A 15800-nucleotide genomic window follows, 5' to 3' on the forward strand; every position below is an offset into this window, starting at 1 on the left:
TTAGCGCACTTTCCTTTCAATAACCTCTACTAGACGATTTTTAACAGATTCTAAAGGCATTTGGCTGACAACTGGTGCCAAAAATCCATGAATGATAAGACGCTCTGCTTCCGCTTTCGAAATACCGCGGCTCATTAGATAGAACATTTGCAGCGGATCGATTCGGCCTACAGATGCAGCATGCCCTGCTGTAACGTCATCTTCATCAATTAAAAGAATCGGGTTAGCGTCACCACGTGCTTTTTCACTTAACATAAGAACACGTTCTGTCTGCTCACCATGAGATTTTGTAGCGCCGTGCTCAATCTTTGTAATACCGTTAAAAATAGAGCTGGCACTATCTTTCATTACCCCGTGAGTCAGGATGTAACCTTCAGAATGTTTTCCGTGGTTAAAGATTTGAGCAACAAAGTTTTGCTTTTGATCACCGCGCCCGATCGTAACAGTCTTCGTGTCAGTAAATGATCCATCTCCGATAAGGTGAGTCGTGTTATCAGAGACGGTATTTCCGTCATTGAACTGGCCTAGAGCCCACTCAATGCGAGCATCTTTTTCAGCACGGCCTCTGCGGTTCACGTATGTTGTCATTCCTTTTGCAAGGTTATCAACAGCACCGTAAACAACTTTCGCACCGCTGCCTGCATAAACTTCAGACACGATGTTTGCTACAGACTCTGTGTTTTCATTTGTAGAAAGGTAGTTTTCTACATACGTTACTGAGCTGTTGTCTTCTGCTGCAAGGATTACATGATTAAACAGCGCTGCTTCATCATCTTGATAATAAACAGCTTGAATCGGTGCAGACAGTTCTACATTTTTAGGAACATAAAGGAACGCACCATTTATAAATAGTGATGCATGCAATGCTGTTAAGCGGTTTTCATCCGTTGCAACAGCTTTCATGATGTACTTTTTAACTAAGTCTTCATGTTCTTTTGCCGCTGTTAAAAGATCCGTGTAGATAACTCCCTGATCTTTAACTTCTTGCTCCAATGCGAAAAACACTGGTGTTCCGTTATAGATAACAAGAACGTTTTTCGCATCTTCTTCTGAACCGATCAATGCTTTAACGTCTTCTGGAAGTTCGTTGAAAGCTACAGCATTACCCGTTGCCTCATGTTTAAAATCTGTAAAGTTCCATTTATCAATCTTTGTTTTGTCCGGTTTAGGCATTGGAAGATTTTGAGCCAATTCCAATGCTTGCAAACGAAGCTCCTGCAGCCAAGCGGGTTCCTGTCTGCTGCTTGAAAAACCGTTTACGTAGTCCTTATCAAATCTTAGGCTCGTATCAACTGACATGTATAGTCCCCCTTATTGCTTACGCTTCTTGACCGACAGTTTCGTCTTTAATACCTAACTCTTCTTTAATCCAGTCATAACCTTCAGCTTCAAGGCGCTGAGCGAGTTCAGGTCCTCCAGATTTCACAATACGGCCTTGCATCATTACGTGTACTTTGTCTGGTGTGATGTAGTTCAATAAACGCTGGTAGTGAGTAATGATTAAGCATCCGAAATCAGGGCTGCGCATTTCATTAACACCTTTTGCTACTACTTTAAGAGCATCGATATCTAGTCCTGAGTCGATTTCATCAAGGATTGCTAATTTCGGCTCAAGCATCATCATTTGCAGAATCTCGTTACGCTTCTTTTCTCCACCAGAGAAACCTTCGTTTAAATAACGGTGAGCGAAAGCGTTATCCATTTCAAGGTGATCCATCTTCTTGTCTAACTCACGGATGAACTTCATTAGTGAAATTTCGTCGCCTTCTTCACGCTTTGCATTAATTGCAGAACGAAGGAAGTCTGCGTTCGTAATACCGCTTACTTCTGATGGATATTGCATTGCCAGGAATAGACCAGCTTGTGCACGCTCATCAACTTCCATTTCTAAAAGGTCTTCACCATTGAATGTAACCTTCCCTGATGTTACCTCGTATTTCGGATGGCCCATTAACGCTGCAGAAAGAGTAGACTTACCTGTACCGTTCGGCCCCATGATAGCATGGATTTCTCCACCATTTATTTCGAGATCTAAACCTTTAATAATCTCTTTATCTTCAATCGATACACGAAGATCTTCAATCTTTAAATTAGGTGCTGACATAATACAACCTCCATTAAGAAATCATTCTTAAGATTTTTGAAATAAGGCAATAAATAGCCATTCTCAATTTATTCTCATTCTAATCTTATAACAAATGAAATGTATGTTCAAGGGAACGAGCCCTTAACTTTACCATTGTGTTCATATAATTCATTGTTTATTTGAGAAATTCGAAAAAAGGCTAACTCATAAGGCAGTATTTCACCTTTTGAGTCAGCCTTTTGTTTTTATTCCCCTAGCTTTACGGCGTATGGTTTCTATTTGCATCAGCCGCGACTTCTAAACCTTTTTTATATTCCTTTTCACGGTCTTTCTCAACATCTAACCGCTTCTCCAAGTCCCTTTCATACTCTGCAAAACCGCAGCCATGTGATTGGTGCATTGCTTTTTCCATTTCAGATGTATGCTTTACTTTTATGGGGTGGATAATGAATCAATCCTTTCGAGTTTGGATAGTTTTAGCTTATCAGCAGCTCTTCAGATCCACAACCTGCATATGATGGAATGCAAAGTTTTGTGAAAGGGTAATACATGCTTTCATCTATATATGATGAATATCCCTTTATAATCCTGCTGAATCCGCTACATTACTCCTATTACCTTTTTAAACATTAATAAAACATGTTAATGTATGGAAAAATTAATGGCGTGGTTTATTTAACTCTTTAATACATTCTTGAACAAGCGTTACACCCTGGCTCATAGCTGCCCCACCGCCAAATGCGGCAGATACGCCTACAGCTTCCAGGATTTCATTTTCAGAACATCCTTGATCCAGACATCCTTTTGTATGGTAGATAATACAATACTCATCTTGTGAATAAATACTAATTCCAAGTGCAATAAGCTGCTTATATTTTTCGGAAATTTCGCCTTCCTTGAAACAGTGGCGCGTAAATTCATTATATGCATGCGTTAATTCAGGCATATTTTCGTTATATTTTCCTAAACCTTCTTTATACCGGATAAGATGGTATTGTGCAGAGTTTGATCCTGGCATTTGTTGATCTTCTTGTTTCATGTCATTACACTCCTGTCACATTTTAGTAAACAGGATTAGTATGGGTTATTTTTGTAGCTGATATGTAAGAAGAAAGGTTTCTTTAAAGAAATGGCTGTTTTCGCTTTGTTGCTCTTGGAAGTGGTTTATTTCCGTTACAGGATGCTCGCTTTCCGCGGGGCGAGCGGTGAGCCTTCTCGGTGTTTTGCACCATTAGAAGTCTCACCTGTCCCGCTAATCCCGCAGGAGTCTCGCACCTTTCACTCCAATCACCCTGTCGATGAAGAGAATGAAAAAATGAACCAAAAAAAGCCTTTCATCATATAAAAACCACTAACAATCAAATAAAAACAGGTCTCCATCACATAAATTTCATTTTAATCCAATTTCAGGGCACCTGAAATAAACAAAAAAGGGTGTCTCCTCATGTGGAGACACCCCTCATTCATTTATTTAGTTACAGGCACTACAGCACCTTCATATTTCTTTTCAATGAAATCCTGAATTTCTTTTGAACGCAATACTTCAACTAGAGCTTTAACAGATTTCTTATCTTTATCTCCTTCACGGACAGTAATGATGTTTACGAATGGAGAATCAGTTCCTTCAATTGCAATAGCATCTTTTTGCGGATTTAGACCTGCATCAATCGCATAGTTCGTATTGATCAGTACTGCGTCACCTTCACCGTTTTTATAAGCTTTTGGAAGCATTCCTGCATCAACATCTGCTTTGAACTTCAGGTTCTTTGGATTTTCTTCAATGTCTTTTACTTGAGCCTCAAAACCAGCGCCTTTTTTTACTTTGATCAAGCCTTCTTTTTCTAAAAGAGCAAGCATACGGCCATGGTCAGCTACAGAGTTGGACATGATGATTGTCGCGCCTTCTGGCAGTTCATCTAGAGATTTATATTTTTTTGAATAAACACCGATTGGTTCAATGTGAATGCCGCCTGCATTTTCGAACTTATAATCATGGTCTTTCATTTGTGATTCTAAATAAGGTACGTGCTGGAAGTAGTTCGCACCGATTTCTTTTTCAGCTAATGACTTATTTGGAAGTACATAATCCTGGAACGTCTTAATTTCAAGTTCTACTCCTTTTTCCTTCAAAAGAGGCTTTGCTTCTTCAAGAATTTCAGCATGAGGCACGTTAGATGCCCCTACAATTAATTTTTCGTCACTGATGCCGCCCTCATCATTTCCGCAAGCTGCTAGTGCTGCCACAACTACAGCAAGTAAAATAATAGAAAATAATTTTTTCATGTGATTTCCTCCTTGTTGTTTGTGCTTATCTTTTATCTAAAGCTGTTGTGAATCGATCTCCTATCCATTGAATAACAAATACGATGACCAAGATCAGAACAGTTGAAACTAAAGTTACATCTGCATTATCCCTTTGGTAGCCTTCCATATAAGCAAGGTTTCCAAGTCCTCCTGCTCCAACTACGCCAGCCATTGCTGTGTAGCTTACAAGTGCAATCGCTGTTACGGTAATACCAGAAACAAGTGCTGGGGTGCTTTCTGGAATAAGTACTTTGAAAATAATTTGAGTGTTTGTTGCACCCATTGATTTCGCTGCTTCAATTACTCCTTTATTAATTTCTCTCAAAGCAATCTCAACCATACGCGCGTAAAATGGAGCTGCTCCGACAATCAAAGCTGGCAATGCTGCTTCTGCTCCAAGCATTGTCCCTACAATAAAGCGCGTAAAAGGAATCAGCAAAATAATTAATATAATAAACGGAATAGACCGGAACACGTTCACAATAATGGCAATGATGCTATTTAGGAATTTGTTTTCCCAAAGGTTTCCTGGAGCTGTTAAATATAATGCAAGACCCAAAGCGAGGCCTAAAATGAATGTTACAAAAACTGAAATAGCTGACATATATAAAGTTTCTTTCGTTGCTTCTAAAACAACGTCCCACTGTACGTTGGGGAACCATGTACTAACCATTATGAATCACCTCAACTTCTACCTGAACACTATTTAAAAATTCCATAGCGTTAGAAAGTGCCGCTTCAGAACCTTTTATTTGGATAAATAACGTACCATATGGACCATTTTGAGTTTGAGTAATTTTACCTTGCAGGATATTAACATCTACTTCAAAATTTCGGATCAGCTCCGTAATTAAAGGCTGGCCGGCACGGCCTCCTACAAAAGTAAGCTGAACAATTCTGCCTTCAGGAAACTCCTCTATAAATTGCTTAATGGTATCCACCGTTTCTTCTGGTTCTGTAACTTGTTTTACAAAATCCTTCGTAATGGATTCTTTAGGATTTTTAAAGACGCTCAGTACATCGCCTTCTTCTACCACTTTACCTTTTTCCATTACCGCAACTCGGTGACAGATTTTTCGTATGACGTGCATTTCATGTGTAATCAACACGATAGTTAGACCTAGCTTCTGGTTGATTTCTACAAGAAGATCTAAAATACTGTCGGTTGTTTTTGGATCAAGTGCTGAAGTGGCTTCATCACATAATAAAACTTTCGGTTCATTGGCAAGTGCTCTCGCAATACCAACACGCTGTTTCTGACCTCCACTAAGCTGTGAAGGGTATGAACCGCCTCTGCCTTCTAGTCCAACAAGATCAATCAACTCGTCCACACGCTGCTTGATTTTCTCTTTCGGATACCCAGCGATTTCTAACGGGAAAGCAATGTTCTCTCTAACGGTTCTCGACCATAAAAGGTTGAAGTGCTGGAATATCATACTTATTTCCTGTCTAGCTTCTCTTAGTTTTTTAGAAGATAGCTCAGACATATTTTTTCCGCCAATCGTAACCGTACCGCTTGTCGGTCTTTCCAGCATGTTGAGAATCCGGATAAGAGTACTTTTCCCTGCTCCGCTGTATCCAATAATGCCGTAAATTTCACCTTGTTTTATGTTTAAATCTACCGTATCAACAGCCTTCACTTCACCATCTTTGGTTTGAAAGACTTTACGGACTGAATGTAAATTAATCAATAGAACTAACCTCATTTCCAATCTAATAATAAAAAAAATGCCCTCTGCTTCAATATGAGCAGAAAGGCATATAATATTCTATGCGCGTTCTCCTCATCTCCCAAGACATTTGAATGCCTTGCAGGAATTGGCACCTTTCTAGTCAGTATGGATTACATACAGCTAGCGGTTGCCGGGTTTCATAGGGCCAGTCCCTCCACCTCTCGTGATAAGTTAAAGCGTTGCGTTATTAAGTTAAAGTAATGCATTTGAATCACTGTGATGAATAATATCACCACTGTCGATTCGTGTCAAATATTTTTAACACTTTTAATCAAGACGCCTGCAGATATTTGTTCCCAATGGGAGCTTAAGTAGAATATGGCTTCCCATTTCAGCCGCTGTCTTAACGTCCCGTGAAACTCGATCATCTCTTGGCGAAGGAGTGTTGTAAGCTTCATTTTCCCATCTAGCATCATAGATAGATACTTAGGATTCCCTCTGAAAACAACGATACGATTACGTTCTCCTTCTCTGTAATCAATCCTCAAGGTAGTTTCATCATTGAGACTAAATCTAGGTTTAACCGGAATGTTATACAATGGCAAGTATGGACTTTTTCCAATCTGTCTTTCAAAAAAGGTGACATCCAGCATATAAAATCCCCCCGAATTGGTTGTTATTTCACCTTTTCGAGAGGAACGGAGTGTTTACCTTTATAAAGCGTTCGACAGTCAGTAAAAATCGTTTTTGTAATTACGACAGTATTAACCATATTTAGTGCTAATGTTTGTTACGATGTTTGTCGCGATCTTGTTTATTGCGGTCCTGTTTATTGCGGTCCTGCTGATTTTTCTTGTGATGATTATTAGCGTTTTTGTTTTGGTGTTCATTATTCTTTTGTTTATTGCTGTTAAACGCACGATTTTGATGCTTGTTATCGCTATTATTTAACTTTCTCTCTTTGGGCTTCACCAATTTTTCTTGTTTCTTGTTATGGTGGTTATCGTGATTGTGATGATTTTCTTTGTGCTTTTTAACTTCTTTTGGTTGGCTAACTGCTTTTTTAGGCACTGCTATCTTTAAGTCATTCTTTCGTTCATTGTCGTCTGTTTTAATTTTCCTTGGATGCGGTAAGCTTTTTATGTCACTAGAGGATAAAGTATTCACTTTTAGCTCTTGAAAATTAACCTCTTTTATCTTTTCTTCTTTTAAAGTCTTGTCGTTTATGTTTGCAGTTTGAAATGCTTTGTATTTTCCTGAAGACACTCCAAGCTGCTTTGCTTTTTCACGAGTGTCAGGATTAGACTCTGAAACAGTGATGCGGACAGGGTATTTTACAACAGTCTTTTTAACAATTGAATTTACTGCTTGATCTAGAGCAGCTTCAGTCTTATCATTGCTTTCTTCACTGGAAATTGTTGTGATGAGCATAGAATGGTCTGATTCCATATACCCTTCTTCCTCATAAGCCTTAATAAGCTGATCAGCAAAGTCCTCAAACGAAAATTGATTTTCAACGTTCAGATCATATTTATTTATGATTTTTTTTGCTTCGTCATTAAATGCATCAATTTGTATAACCTGCATTTCCTCATCTACGCCCACTTCTAAGCTTGGATTGATATCAAAGCTTACATAAGCCGCTGCTGCTGACTGGCTTCCGGTTGGGATCAATCCTGATAAAAGAACAACGGCAAGTATCGCAGCTACAGATGGCAGCACAAAAAGACTTCTTTTCCTTTCCGAAAAATAAGAAGCCTGATACTCTCTGCCCACTGATGGATTTTTGCCTGCTGGTACTCTTACCGTTACAAATGTTCCATCTTTCATAAGCAAAGTAGCTTTTCTGTTGTTAACCTCTATTACAATGCCGCTGCCGCTTTTCAATTGTATCCCTCCCGCAAGTTGCAGGATCAGTAGTAATTACAGGCAAGAGGAAGTGATCCCCCTTACCATGCAATCATATATACCTCACCTTAAGGCTGAATGTATGATTTCAGCGCTTGGAAATCGCCTAAATATATTAATGATACCGCTATTATATACTTTCGATTTCTCTCTATGGTTTTACGACTACAGGAGACCATATTTAATAAATCTTTTATCGGCAATTGCTTTTTTTCCTTTAAAAATGCGGCAAGTTCTTCATTTTCTGCTAAAAGACGAGCAATTTCTTTGGCATTTTCACGTGCATCCACATGTTTTGGACAATGTTTACTTAAAACTTTAAAGTTTAGTCCAAATGTTTTTAAAAGCTTTTGATACTCTTCTATTTCATAAACACGGTTTTCTACTTGAATCTGATCTTCAAAATGATCCATAGCTGCTTTTTGTTCAGCATAGCTTTCTTCTAAACGGCCTTCTTCATCTTCTTCATCCGGCTGAAGAAAAATCAATCTGTTTTGGCGAACTTCTTTACGGATATAGTCAATGACACGGCGTCTGATTACCATATCTGCAAACGATAAAAAACGGCTGCCTTGTCCTTCTTGATATTGATCTATCGCTTCATTAAAGGCAAAAAGACCTACACTAAACTCATCCATTGTTCGATCTATATATTGACTGCACACTTTTGATGTAACTTTTTTAATGAATGGCTGGTAATCACCAATTAGTTCATTTCTTAATTTTTCATCGTTTCTTTCCTGGATCGTTAACACTTTGTCTTCTATGCTTGTCATTTTGTTCTTTGCTATAGGAAATACTGCATTTAAATTTAATGATGCCATGATTATCAATCACCCCTGCTAAAAAAATTACTTCTGTTTTATTCGATCTTCGTTTGTTTTTGTTTTTCATAAAATCATTCTTATTTACCACTAATCGTCCGGGAGCAAACATGTAACAAGCTCTCCTATTCATTTATACCACGACTTTTGACATTTGTAGGATACAGTTCTATAACAATATTACAGACCTCGTAACAATTGTGACTTTCTTGTTAAATAACTGAATAGACGCAAATAACTGATAATTAACTCGCTAACTTAAAAACCCCTTATTCCGACAACGTTTGACTAATTTTTGCATTTAAAAAACACACTATCTTATATTACAGATAAGTGTGCAGAAGACATTAATTTACCATATTTTTCTTAAGGAAAAACCCCCTAAAAAATCATTTTTCAAAAGAATTAGGAGGACCATAAGTAAATATGGGGCTTTTCCCACATTTTATTACAAATTATTTTTCCTTATTTAAGAGATCTATCATTATTTGATAAATATTTCCTGCAGATTGAAGGGCATAAATCTTTTTTACAGCCATCCCTCTCGATAAAACCATTAAACAAGGGACACTCGTAATTCCATATTGATCTGCAAGTTCCGGCATCTCATTAATATTGCATACTCCAATCTGCAGATTGTTTTCCCTTTGAGTTCGAACTGTCTCTACTGCTACTTCCATCATTTTTTTCCCCATTTTACATGTACCGCATAATGGTGTTTCCAAGTAAAGAAAGAAAGGCTTATGTATGGATTGTTCGATAACATGTTCCCAATTCGTTCTTGTGATTTCTTTCATATAAAACTCCGCTTTATCTAATGGTATATGAAGCAGCCTGTCATCTTCATCAGATGGCTGTTGTCTTCCATCAGTATTATTTGTGATTTTTTAATTTCGATTTCTGGTATAAGGATATCACGAATTCTTCCTTGATTGTTAAAATACCTAAGATGTTTTGTTTCGTGTTTGCTTTAAAAATCCTAAGTGAAAAAAACAAGAAAACCTCTTTTCCCTTCATCAGAAAGCACCGATGAAACGCAGGGGAATAAGAGGATTTCTTACGACCTATTGAAACAAGCCCCCCATTTTTCTCATTTATCCGAATTTCTTTTTGGGAGCAGTTAACATGCAAAGGTATATTTAATTCATGTGAAGCTAGCATCATTTCATCCTAAACAGTTTTTGTGAATATTAAAGTGAGCACCTACTAATACTTTTGCCAAGTACATAAGAGGTGTCGTCGCAACTTCTCTGTACATCTTATTAATATATAAATGCTCTGCATTCGGGAGCTCTCGCTGAAGCTGTTTTCGTAGTTTATGACCTGCTTCATCAGCATCCACTAGTATATATACATCTCTATCTTCAATTGCTAATGCAAGCTCTTCTAATTTATCCAAACCTAATGTGCCATTTGTACAAATAATTTCAACCGGTTCATTTAAAATTGCTGAAAGCTTATCTTTATCGGATTTCCCTTCGACAATGATTACTTTATTCATGCTTCCATTCATTACTCATCTCTCCTATACATTGAAGAACTATTAAATGAATGCATCGCTTAAATATATATATTTGCTTTATATTATTAAAATCCTGCAAGAGATGTTCTTTATTACTATTCCCCTTTTTACTATATTACTACCCCAAATTTAGCGCAGTATGCTAATTGGCCTAATTGCTTTAAATCGCGTTTCACTCTCTTCAATAAAGGTTATTCAAGGAATACATCCAGAAATTTAATACATTAAAAAGGAGGAGATTACCAATGGCTATAACTGAAAAAATGACGAGGGAAGAAGCAGGGCGACTTGGAGGAAAAAAGACTTCGAAATCACATGGCAAGGAATTTTACCAGAAGATCGGAAAAAAAGGGGGCACATCTACTGCAGAATCTCACCAGGCAGAATTTTATCAGGAGATTGGCAAAAAAGGCGGGAAATCAACTTCCCTTTCACATAACAAAGATTTTTATAAAAAAATAGGCCAAAAAGGCGGACAAGCCACCTCAAAAACCCATGACAAGAGTTTTTATCAAAACATCGGTGCTAAAGGCGGAAGTATAGGCAAATAAATGGCTTTAAAACCAGTGTGATTTCTCAGTTGTTTAAGTTAATTTGAAAACTTTTAACGAAATATTGACAACTTTATTTGATAATTTGACGGACTGTCCAATTAATTTCACCAATTTGTTCATTAATTTCACCAAACCGAAACTACATTAAAAAAGCTAGAGGATGATACACTGTATCATCCTCTTTTGCTAGCACCAGCCTTTGTCACATTCATCTACATATTTTGTAGGGTTCGGAATCTCGGCGGGCTTTTCACGTTTATAGATTTTGTCTGCATCAAATTCAAAACCCTCAGCCATTTCATACATATTCCCTTGATTCGTAAATCGAATCTGACCGATCTCATCTTGATCTAGGTAAAGCGACATGGAGCCGCCTTTCATTTTGCCAAATACTCTTGAAGTCACATCTCGTCTATCTTCGTTCATAAAAAAATCCCTCCAAAAAAGAAATGAGCAATACGCCTATTCTTTCCTGAAGAGATTCTTTTCATTAATCTTCTTTAATTAATTCCTCATATTGTTCAGCTGTCATTAATTTTTCAAGCTCAGAGGAATCTGAAAGTTCTACTACTACCATCCATGCTTTCTCATATGGAGATTCGTTAACTAATTCTGGGCTGTCGTCAAGGTCTGCATTTACTTCTACAACTTTTCCAGATACAGGAGCGTAAAGCTCAGAAACTGTTTTTACTGATTCTACACTGCCGAAAGGCTCGTCCGCTGTAAGCTCATCTCCAACTTCAGGAAGCTCAACAAACACGATATCTCCAAGCTCGTCTTGTGCAAATGCCGTAATACCGATACGAACTTTATTGCCGTCTTCTGTTTTAGTCCACTCGTGTTCTTCTGAATAGCGTAACTCTTTTGGAAATTCCATGTGTAATCCCTCCAGCTTTTCTTTGTTTTTATAGTAACTACAATAAATTTTTTTATCATAGTCAGCAACAATTTTACTTTTTCCAAGTGTTTTCGTACTGTTCTTCTTTAAAGCCCACTGTTACGTTTTTCCCATCTGTTGCGATTGGTCTTTTGATCAGCATGCCATCAGATGCTAATAGTTCAAGAAGTTCGTCATCTGAAGCCGTTTTCATTTTCTCTTTCATGCCTAATTCACGATACTTCATGCCGCTTGTATTAAAGAATTTTTTAATCTCCAACCCACTTTTTTGAACTAAATCTTTTAGTTCTTCCTTTGAAGGAGGATTGTCCACGATATGTACAGGCTGAAAGGCTACTTCATTTTCTTTAAGCCATTTTTTTGCTTTTTGGCATGTTGAGCATTTTGGATATTCGTATACTGTCAGTAGCATTATATCACCCCTTTTCATAGTACCACAAACTAGTGTCACCAATAAAACAAGAAATTTTACACATAATAAATCACTCTCCAGGATGCTAGCTTTCTGCAGGGCGTGCGGTCGGCCACCTTTGTGCTATGTACCTACATTGTCTAATCTGTCCCGCTGGTCCTAACCGCAGTTTTTTTGTTGTTCTATTATGTGGGCGAGGGTATATCAAGGGGCAGAAGCTGTCGAGGATTGCAGACTCGTGGATAAACAGCTGAAACTTTTCGATTGAGGGCTAAAACTCGTGGATAAACTGGCCGAATTTCTGGATTGATGCCTCTTTTTTCTGGAATGGACCTCTTGGACAAGACTGAATACCCCATTAGGCATTATCTGAAAACAGTTTCGGCACCCGAAACTGTACCTTATTTGATCGTTTAACGATGGGTTTAACCTGACTTGCTTAGATTTTTGTAGATTCACCTCATTTTCCCCCTAAAAATTGAATATCCCTTCTAAAAAATCAACCATTTTTAACAACAACAAAAATTTACCGTAAAAGCCTATTTACCAAATAAAAAAGGCCCTCCTGCAAGGCAAGAGGGAAAAGTTTTTTTTGAAGGTTGGCGTAAATAAAAATTAATTAAACAACGTAGCGTTCTTCTTCAAGAAGCAATACAGCGATTTCCCGCTTCTTCTTGATAACATTCACAGGTGTATGGCGTGTCAGCTTCTTTAATGCAGAAAGCATCATGCGCAGCATATCCCCTTCTTCAACAGCAATAATGGATTCCTTCGCATGTGCTTCAATGCGGTTGAATGCTTCTTGGCAATACACTTCTGTGTAAAGAAGCTTTTGTTTTGCCTTTCCTGCTCCAGACTTACTGATGGCTTTTTCCGTACGTAAAAGTACAGATTCCATGCTATAGATCTCGCTGATAATATCTGCAAGATTAGCTAATACTTCTTGCTCCTGCTCAAGCTTTGGACCAAATTTTTGAACAGCAAGACCAGCAGTCATCAAGAAAATTTTCTTAGCCATAGAAACTAAGTACTTTTCTTGATCCAGCGGTTCAGTACCGACTTCTACAGGCATAAGCATCATCAATTCTTGCTGAAGAGCTGTTGCTTTTTGAATCAATGGCAGTTCATTCTTCATCGCTTTTTTAACGAGTGTTCCTGGAACAAGCAAGCGGTTGATCTCATTCGTTCCTTCAAAAATACGGTTAATACGTGAATCACGGTATGCTCCCTCGATCTCGTATTCTGACATGAAGCCGTATCCGCCATGGATTTGAACGCCTTCATCTACTACATAATCAAGTGTTTCAGAAGCAAATACTTTGTTTAAAGAACATTCAATCGCATATTCTGCAATTGCTTTTGCAAGTTCACGTCCGTCCTTTTGCTTTTCATCTGAAAGTGCTCCTAACCGGTTTTCGAACAGCCCTACTGTTCGGTAAACAGAGCTTTCAGATGCGAATGTTGAAATCGCCATATTCGCAAGCTTTTCTTGAATCAAGCTGAAAGAACTGATTTTGCGCTTGAACTGCTGGCGTTCGTTTGCATATTTTACAGAAACCTCAAATGCTCGTTTCGCAGCTCCCACACATCCTAAAGCTAGCTTGTATCGGCCGATATTCAGAATGTTAAATGCGATTAAGTGGCCTTTTCCAGCTTCCCACAAAAGATTTTCCTTTGGAACAGCTACATCTTCCAAAATCAATGTACGTGTAGATGAACTCTTGATACCCATCTTCTTTTCTTCAGGTCCAGTAGAGACACCCTGGAACCCTCTTTCAACGATAAAAGCTGAGAATTGTTCGCCGTTGATTTTTGCATATACAACGAAGACATCAGCAAATGCAGAGTTCGTGATCCATTGCTTTTCACCATTTAAAATATAATGAGTACCTTCAGCATTAAGCTTCGCCGTTGTTCTCGCACCAAGTGCATCTGATCCTGAACCCGGCTCTGTTAAGGCATAAGCAGCAATCTTTTCACCAGTTGCTAACTCTGGCAGATACTTTTTCTTTTGTTCTTCGTTTCCAAATAGGACAATTGGGAGAGATCCGATACCTACATGAGCTCCATAACTGATTGAAAAACCGCGTCCGCGCGCAAATTTTTCAGTGATCAATGATGACGAAATCTTATCTAGACCAAGTCCGCCATATTCTTCTGGAACATCTGCCCCTAAAAGACCAAGTTCACCTGCTTTTGTAAGCAATTTGCGTGATACCTCAAAGTCATGGTTTTCCATCTTTTCAAGCTGCGGTACCACTTCTTTTGCAACAAAGTCTTCTGTTGTCTTTGCGATCATCAAGTGTTCTTCTGAAAAATCTTCCGGTGTGTAAATATCTGCTGCAGCGAGGTCTTCGATTAAGAAACTTCCGCCGATAATCTCTTTTTCCGCTGTGTTTGACATACTTATTCTCCTCCTTTTTTATCCAACAAGTTCAAATACGCCTGCTGCACCCATTCCGCCGCCGATACACATTGTCACAATACCGAACTGTTCGTTTCGGCGCTTCATTTCGTGAAGTAATGTAAGCGTAAGTTTCGTTCCGGAGCATCCAAGCGGATGTCCAAGCGCAATTGCTCCGCCATTCACGTTTACTTTGCTTTCATCCAGATTTAGTTCACGGATAACTTGAACTGCCTGCGAGGCAAAAGCTTCATTCAGTTCAAATAATCCGATATCTGAAAGTTCCAGGCCTGCCATTTTCAATGCTTTTGGAATAGCAGCAACAGGACCGACTCCCATAATATCCGGCGCCACACCAGCCACCGCAAAGGAACGGAATTTCAACAGAGGTGTTAATCCTTCAGCGATCGCTTTTTCTCTGTTCATGACTAACACAGAGGCTGCTCCGTCGCTTGTCTGTGAAGAGTTCCCTGCTGTTACAGAACCTGTCGGAGTAAATGCCGGGCGCAGTTTGCCTAACACTTCTAAAGAAGTATCAGGTCGAACACCTTCGTCGACAGAAACCGCAATTTCTTTTTCAACAAGCTTTGATTGTTCATCCAGCCAGCGCTTCATAACGGAAACCGGAACGATCTCATCATTAAACTTTCCTTCTTTAATAGCCGCAGCAGCTTTTTGGTGGCTTCTTACTGCAAATTCATCCTGATCCTGACGCGAAACGCCGAATCTTCTAGCCACTTCTTCAGCGGTGTGCCCCATTCCCATATAATATTGAGGAACCGTTTCTACCAAATAAGGATTTGGTTTTACGACGTGCCCTACAACGGGTACAAGACTCATAGATTCTGCTCCGCCTGCAATGATAGCATCAGCAGCGCCAAGCATAATCTTTTCTGCACCATAAGCAATACTTTGCAGACCAGAAGAACAGAAGCGGTTGATCGTAATAGCCGGTACCGTTTCAGGCAGACCAGCACGCGCTCCAATCAAACGAGCCATGTTCATTCCTTGTTCTGCTTCAGGAACAGCGCATCCAATGATCAGGTCATCGATCGGACCATCGTAATTTCCAGCACGCTGTAGTGTTTCTTTAATCGTTACTGCCGCTAATTCATCCGGTCTCATATGTGCAAAAGATCCTTTTTTTGCTTTCCCGACAGCTGTTCGAGCACCTGCAACTATGACTGCATCTTTTAACATTCGTTTCTTCCCCCC

At 38.9% G+C, this 15800-nt stretch carries 17 protein-coding genes, 1 pseudogene and 1 riboswitch; of the genes and pseudogenes, 1 reads left to right on the forward strand and 17 read right to left on the reverse strand.

What is annotated here, in order from left to right; all coding sequences use genetic code 11:
* The 12 genes from sufD to ACFQ4X_RS12585 all read right to left on the reverse strand — a co-directional run bounded on the left by sufD (window position 1) and on the right by ACFQ4X_RS12585 (window position 10308).
* Window positions 1-1299 carry a Fe-S cluster assembly protein SufD gene (gene sufD / locus ACFQ4X_RS12530; protein ID WP_379835567.1) on the reverse strand — a complete coding sequence of 433 codons (1299 nt, stop codon included), beginning with the start codon at window positions 1297-1299 and terminating at the stop codon, window positions 1-3.
* Window positions 1300-1318: 19 nt separating this feature from the next.
* Window positions 1319-2104: a Fe-S cluster assembly ATPase SufC gene (gene sufC / locus ACFQ4X_RS12535; RefSeq protein WP_077359600.1), complete on the reverse strand. Its 786-nt coding sequence runs from the start codon at window positions 2102-2104 to the stop codon at window positions 1319-1321.
* 241 nt (window positions 2105-2345) lie between these two features.
* Window positions 2346-2498, reverse strand: a complete 153-nt coding sequence (locus ACFQ4X_RS12540; protein WP_379835569.1) for a hypothetical protein — start codon at window positions 2496-2498, stop codon at window positions 2346-2348.
* Window positions 2499-2744: 246 nt separating this feature from the next.
* Window positions 2745-3125, reverse strand: a complete 381-nt coding sequence (locus ACFQ4X_RS12545) for a carboxymuconolactone decarboxylase family protein (protein WP_077359601.1) — start codon at window positions 3123-3125, stop codon at window positions 2745-2747.
* Window positions 3126-3553: 428 nt separating this feature from the next.
* Window positions 3554-4369: a MetQ/NlpA family ABC transporter substrate-binding protein gene (locus ACFQ4X_RS12550; protein WP_379835572.1), complete on the reverse strand. Its 816-nt coding sequence runs from the start codon at window positions 4367-4369 to the stop codon at window positions 3554-3556.
* 25 nt (window positions 4370-4394) lie between these two features.
* A complete protein-coding gene (locus tag ACFQ4X_RS12555; protein WP_379835574.1) occupies window positions 4395-5063 on the reverse strand; it encodes a methionine ABC transporter permease in 669 nt (222 codons plus the stop codon).
* Window positions 5056-6081 (reverse strand): methionine ABC transporter ATP-binding protein, encoded by a 1026-nt coding sequence (locus tag ACFQ4X_RS12560; RefSeq protein ID WP_379835576.1) that lies wholly within the window; start codon window positions 6079-6081, stop codon window positions 5056-5058. Before ACFQ4X_RS12560 ends, ACFQ4X_RS12555 begins: the two co-directional genes overlap by 8 nt.
* Before the next feature lie 90 nt (window positions 6082-6171).
* Window positions 6172-6296: riboswitch (SAM riboswitch) on the reverse strand.
* Between the two features lie 75 nt (window positions 6297-6371).
* The gene (locus tag ACFQ4X_RS12565) at window positions 6372-6716 is read right to left on the reverse strand and encodes a hypothetical protein (RefSeq protein WP_379835578.1); all 345 of its coding nucleotides are present in this window, start codon (window positions 6714-6716) and stop codon (window positions 6372-6374) included.
* 127 nt (window positions 6717-6843) lie between these two features.
* Complete coding sequence (locus tag ACFQ4X_RS12570; protein ID WP_379835580.1) at window positions 6844-7950, reverse strand: anti-sigma-I factor RsgI family protein; 1107 nt, start codon at window positions 7948-7950, stop codon at window positions 6844-6846.
* An 89-nt stretch (window positions 7951-8039) separates the two neighbouring features.
* A complete protein-coding gene (gene sigI / locus ACFQ4X_RS12575) occupies window positions 8040-8795 on the reverse strand; it encodes an RNA polymerase sigma-I factor (RefSeq protein WP_226535661.1) in 756 nt (251 codons plus the stop codon).
* Window positions 8796-9250: 455 nt separating this feature from the next.
* Complete coding sequence (locus ACFQ4X_RS12580; protein WP_379835582.1) at window positions 9251-9592, reverse strand: thioredoxin family protein; 342 nt, start codon at window positions 9590-9592, stop codon at window positions 9251-9253.
* 368 nt (window positions 9593-9960) lie between these two features.
* On the reverse strand, window positions 9961-10308 hold the full coding sequence (locus tag ACFQ4X_RS12585; protein ID WP_379835584.1) for a toprim domain-containing protein: 348 nt from the start codon (window positions 10306-10308) through the stop codon (window positions 9961-9963).
* A 254-nt stretch (window positions 10309-10562) separates the two neighbouring features.
* On the opposite strand from ACFQ4X_RS12585, the pseudogene ACFQ4X_RS12590 reads away from it, so the two are divergent.
* Window positions 10563-10853 (forward strand): annotated as a pseudogene (locus ACFQ4X_RS12590) (KGG domain-containing protein); the annotation flags it as partial.
* A 204-nt stretch (window positions 10854-11057) separates the two neighbouring features.
* Here the strand turns inward: ACFQ4X_RS12590 and ACFQ4X_RS12595 are convergent.
* The 5 genes from ACFQ4X_RS12595 to ACFQ4X_RS12615 form a co-directional block, all read right to left on the reverse strand.
* Window positions 11058-11297 (reverse strand): YusG family protein, encoded by a 240-nt coding sequence (locus ACFQ4X_RS12595; protein WP_066292337.1) that lies wholly within the window; start codon window positions 11295-11297, stop codon window positions 11058-11060.
* A gap of 64 nt (window positions 11298-11361) precedes the next feature.
* Complete coding sequence (gene gcvH, locus ACFQ4X_RS12600; protein WP_077359609.1) at window positions 11362-11748, reverse strand: glycine cleavage system protein GcvH; 387 nt, start codon at window positions 11746-11748, stop codon at window positions 11362-11364.
* A gap of 73 nt (window positions 11749-11821) precedes the next feature.
* Complete coding sequence (locus ACFQ4X_RS12605; protein ID WP_077359610.1) at window positions 11822-12181, reverse strand: arsenate reductase family protein; 360 nt, start codon at window positions 12179-12181, stop codon at window positions 11822-11824.
* A 619-nt stretch (window positions 12182-12800) separates the two neighbouring features.
* Window positions 12801-14585 carry an acyl-CoA dehydrogenase family protein gene (locus ACFQ4X_RS12610; RefSeq protein ID WP_379835587.1) on the reverse strand — a complete coding sequence of 595 codons (1785 nt, stop codon included), beginning with the start codon at window positions 14583-14585 and terminating at the stop codon, window positions 12801-12803.
* Between the two features lie 18 nt (window positions 14586-14603).
* On the reverse strand, window positions 14604-15785 hold the full coding sequence (locus tag ACFQ4X_RS12615; protein WP_066292348.1) for an acetyl-CoA C-acetyltransferase: 1182 nt from the start codon (window positions 15783-15785) through the stop codon (window positions 14604-14606).
* Window positions 15786-15800 lie beyond the last annotated feature (15 nt).

This window comes from Fictibacillus halophilus, assembly GCF_042680145.1.
In the GTDB taxonomy this organism is placed as follows: Bacteria; Bacillota; Bacilli; order Bacillales; family Fictibacillaceae; genus Fictibacillus; species Fictibacillus halophilus_A.

Bases quoted from the DNA above. Each gene is read 5' to 3' on its own strand.
- ACFQ4X_RS12555 (WP_379835574.1), bottom strand. From the start codon at position 5,063: ATGGTTAGTACATGGTTCCCCAACGTACAGTGGGACGTTGTTTTAGAA.
- ACFQ4X_RS12615 (WP_066292348.1), bottom strand. From the start codon at position 15,785: ATGTTAAAAGATGCAGTCATAGTTGCAGGTGCTCGAACAGCTGTCGGG.
- ACFQ4X_RS12545 (WP_077359601.1), bottom strand. From the start codon at position 3,125: ATGAAACAAGAAGATCAACAAATGCCAGGATCAAACTCTGCACAATAC.
- sufD (WP_379835567.1), bottom strand. From the start codon at position 1,299: ATGTCAGTTGATACGAGCCTAAGATTTGATAAGGACTACGTAAACGGT.
- ACFQ4X_RS12550 (WP_379835572.1), bottom strand. From the start codon at position 4,369: ATGAAAAAATTATTTTCTATTATTTTACTTGCTGTAGTTGTGGCAGCA.
- sufC (WP_077359600.1), bottom strand. From the start codon at position 2,104: ATGTCAGCACCTAATTTAAAGATTGAAGATCTTCGTGTATCGATTGAA.
- ACFQ4X_RS12580 (WP_379835582.1), bottom strand. From the start codon at position 9,592: ATGAAAGAAATCACAAGAACGAATTGGGAACATGTTATCGAACAATCC.
- ACFQ4X_RS12595 (WP_066292337.1), bottom strand. From the start codon at position 11,297: ATGAACGAAGATAGACGAGATGTGACTTCAAGAGTATTTGGCAAAATG.
- gcvH (WP_077359609.1), bottom strand. From the start codon at position 11,748: ATGGAATTTCCAAAAGAGTTACGCTATTCAGAAGAACACGAGTGGACT.
- ACFQ4X_RS12565 (WP_379835578.1), bottom strand. From the start codon at position 6,716: ATGCTGGATGTCACCTTTTTTGAAAGACAGATTGGAAAAAGTCCATAC.
- ACFQ4X_RS12610 (WP_379835587.1), bottom strand. From the start codon at position 14,585: ATGTCAAACACAGCGGAAAAAGAGATTATCGGCGGAAGTTTCTTAATC.
- ACFQ4X_RS12585 (WP_379835584.1), bottom strand. From the start codon at position 10,308: ATGAATGGAAGCATGAATAAAGTAATCATTGTCGAAGGGAAATCCGAT.
- ACFQ4X_RS12540 (WP_379835569.1), bottom strand. From the start codon at position 2,498: ATGGAAAAAGCAATGCACCAATCACATGGCTGCGGTTTTGCAGAGTAT.
- ACFQ4X_RS12605 (WP_077359610.1), bottom strand. From the start codon at position 12,181: ATGCTACTGACAGTATACGAATATCCAAAATGCTCAACATGCCAAAAA.
- sigI (WP_226535661.1), bottom strand. From the start codon at position 8,795: ATGGCATCATTAAATTTAAATGCAGTATTTCCTATAGCAAAGAACAAA.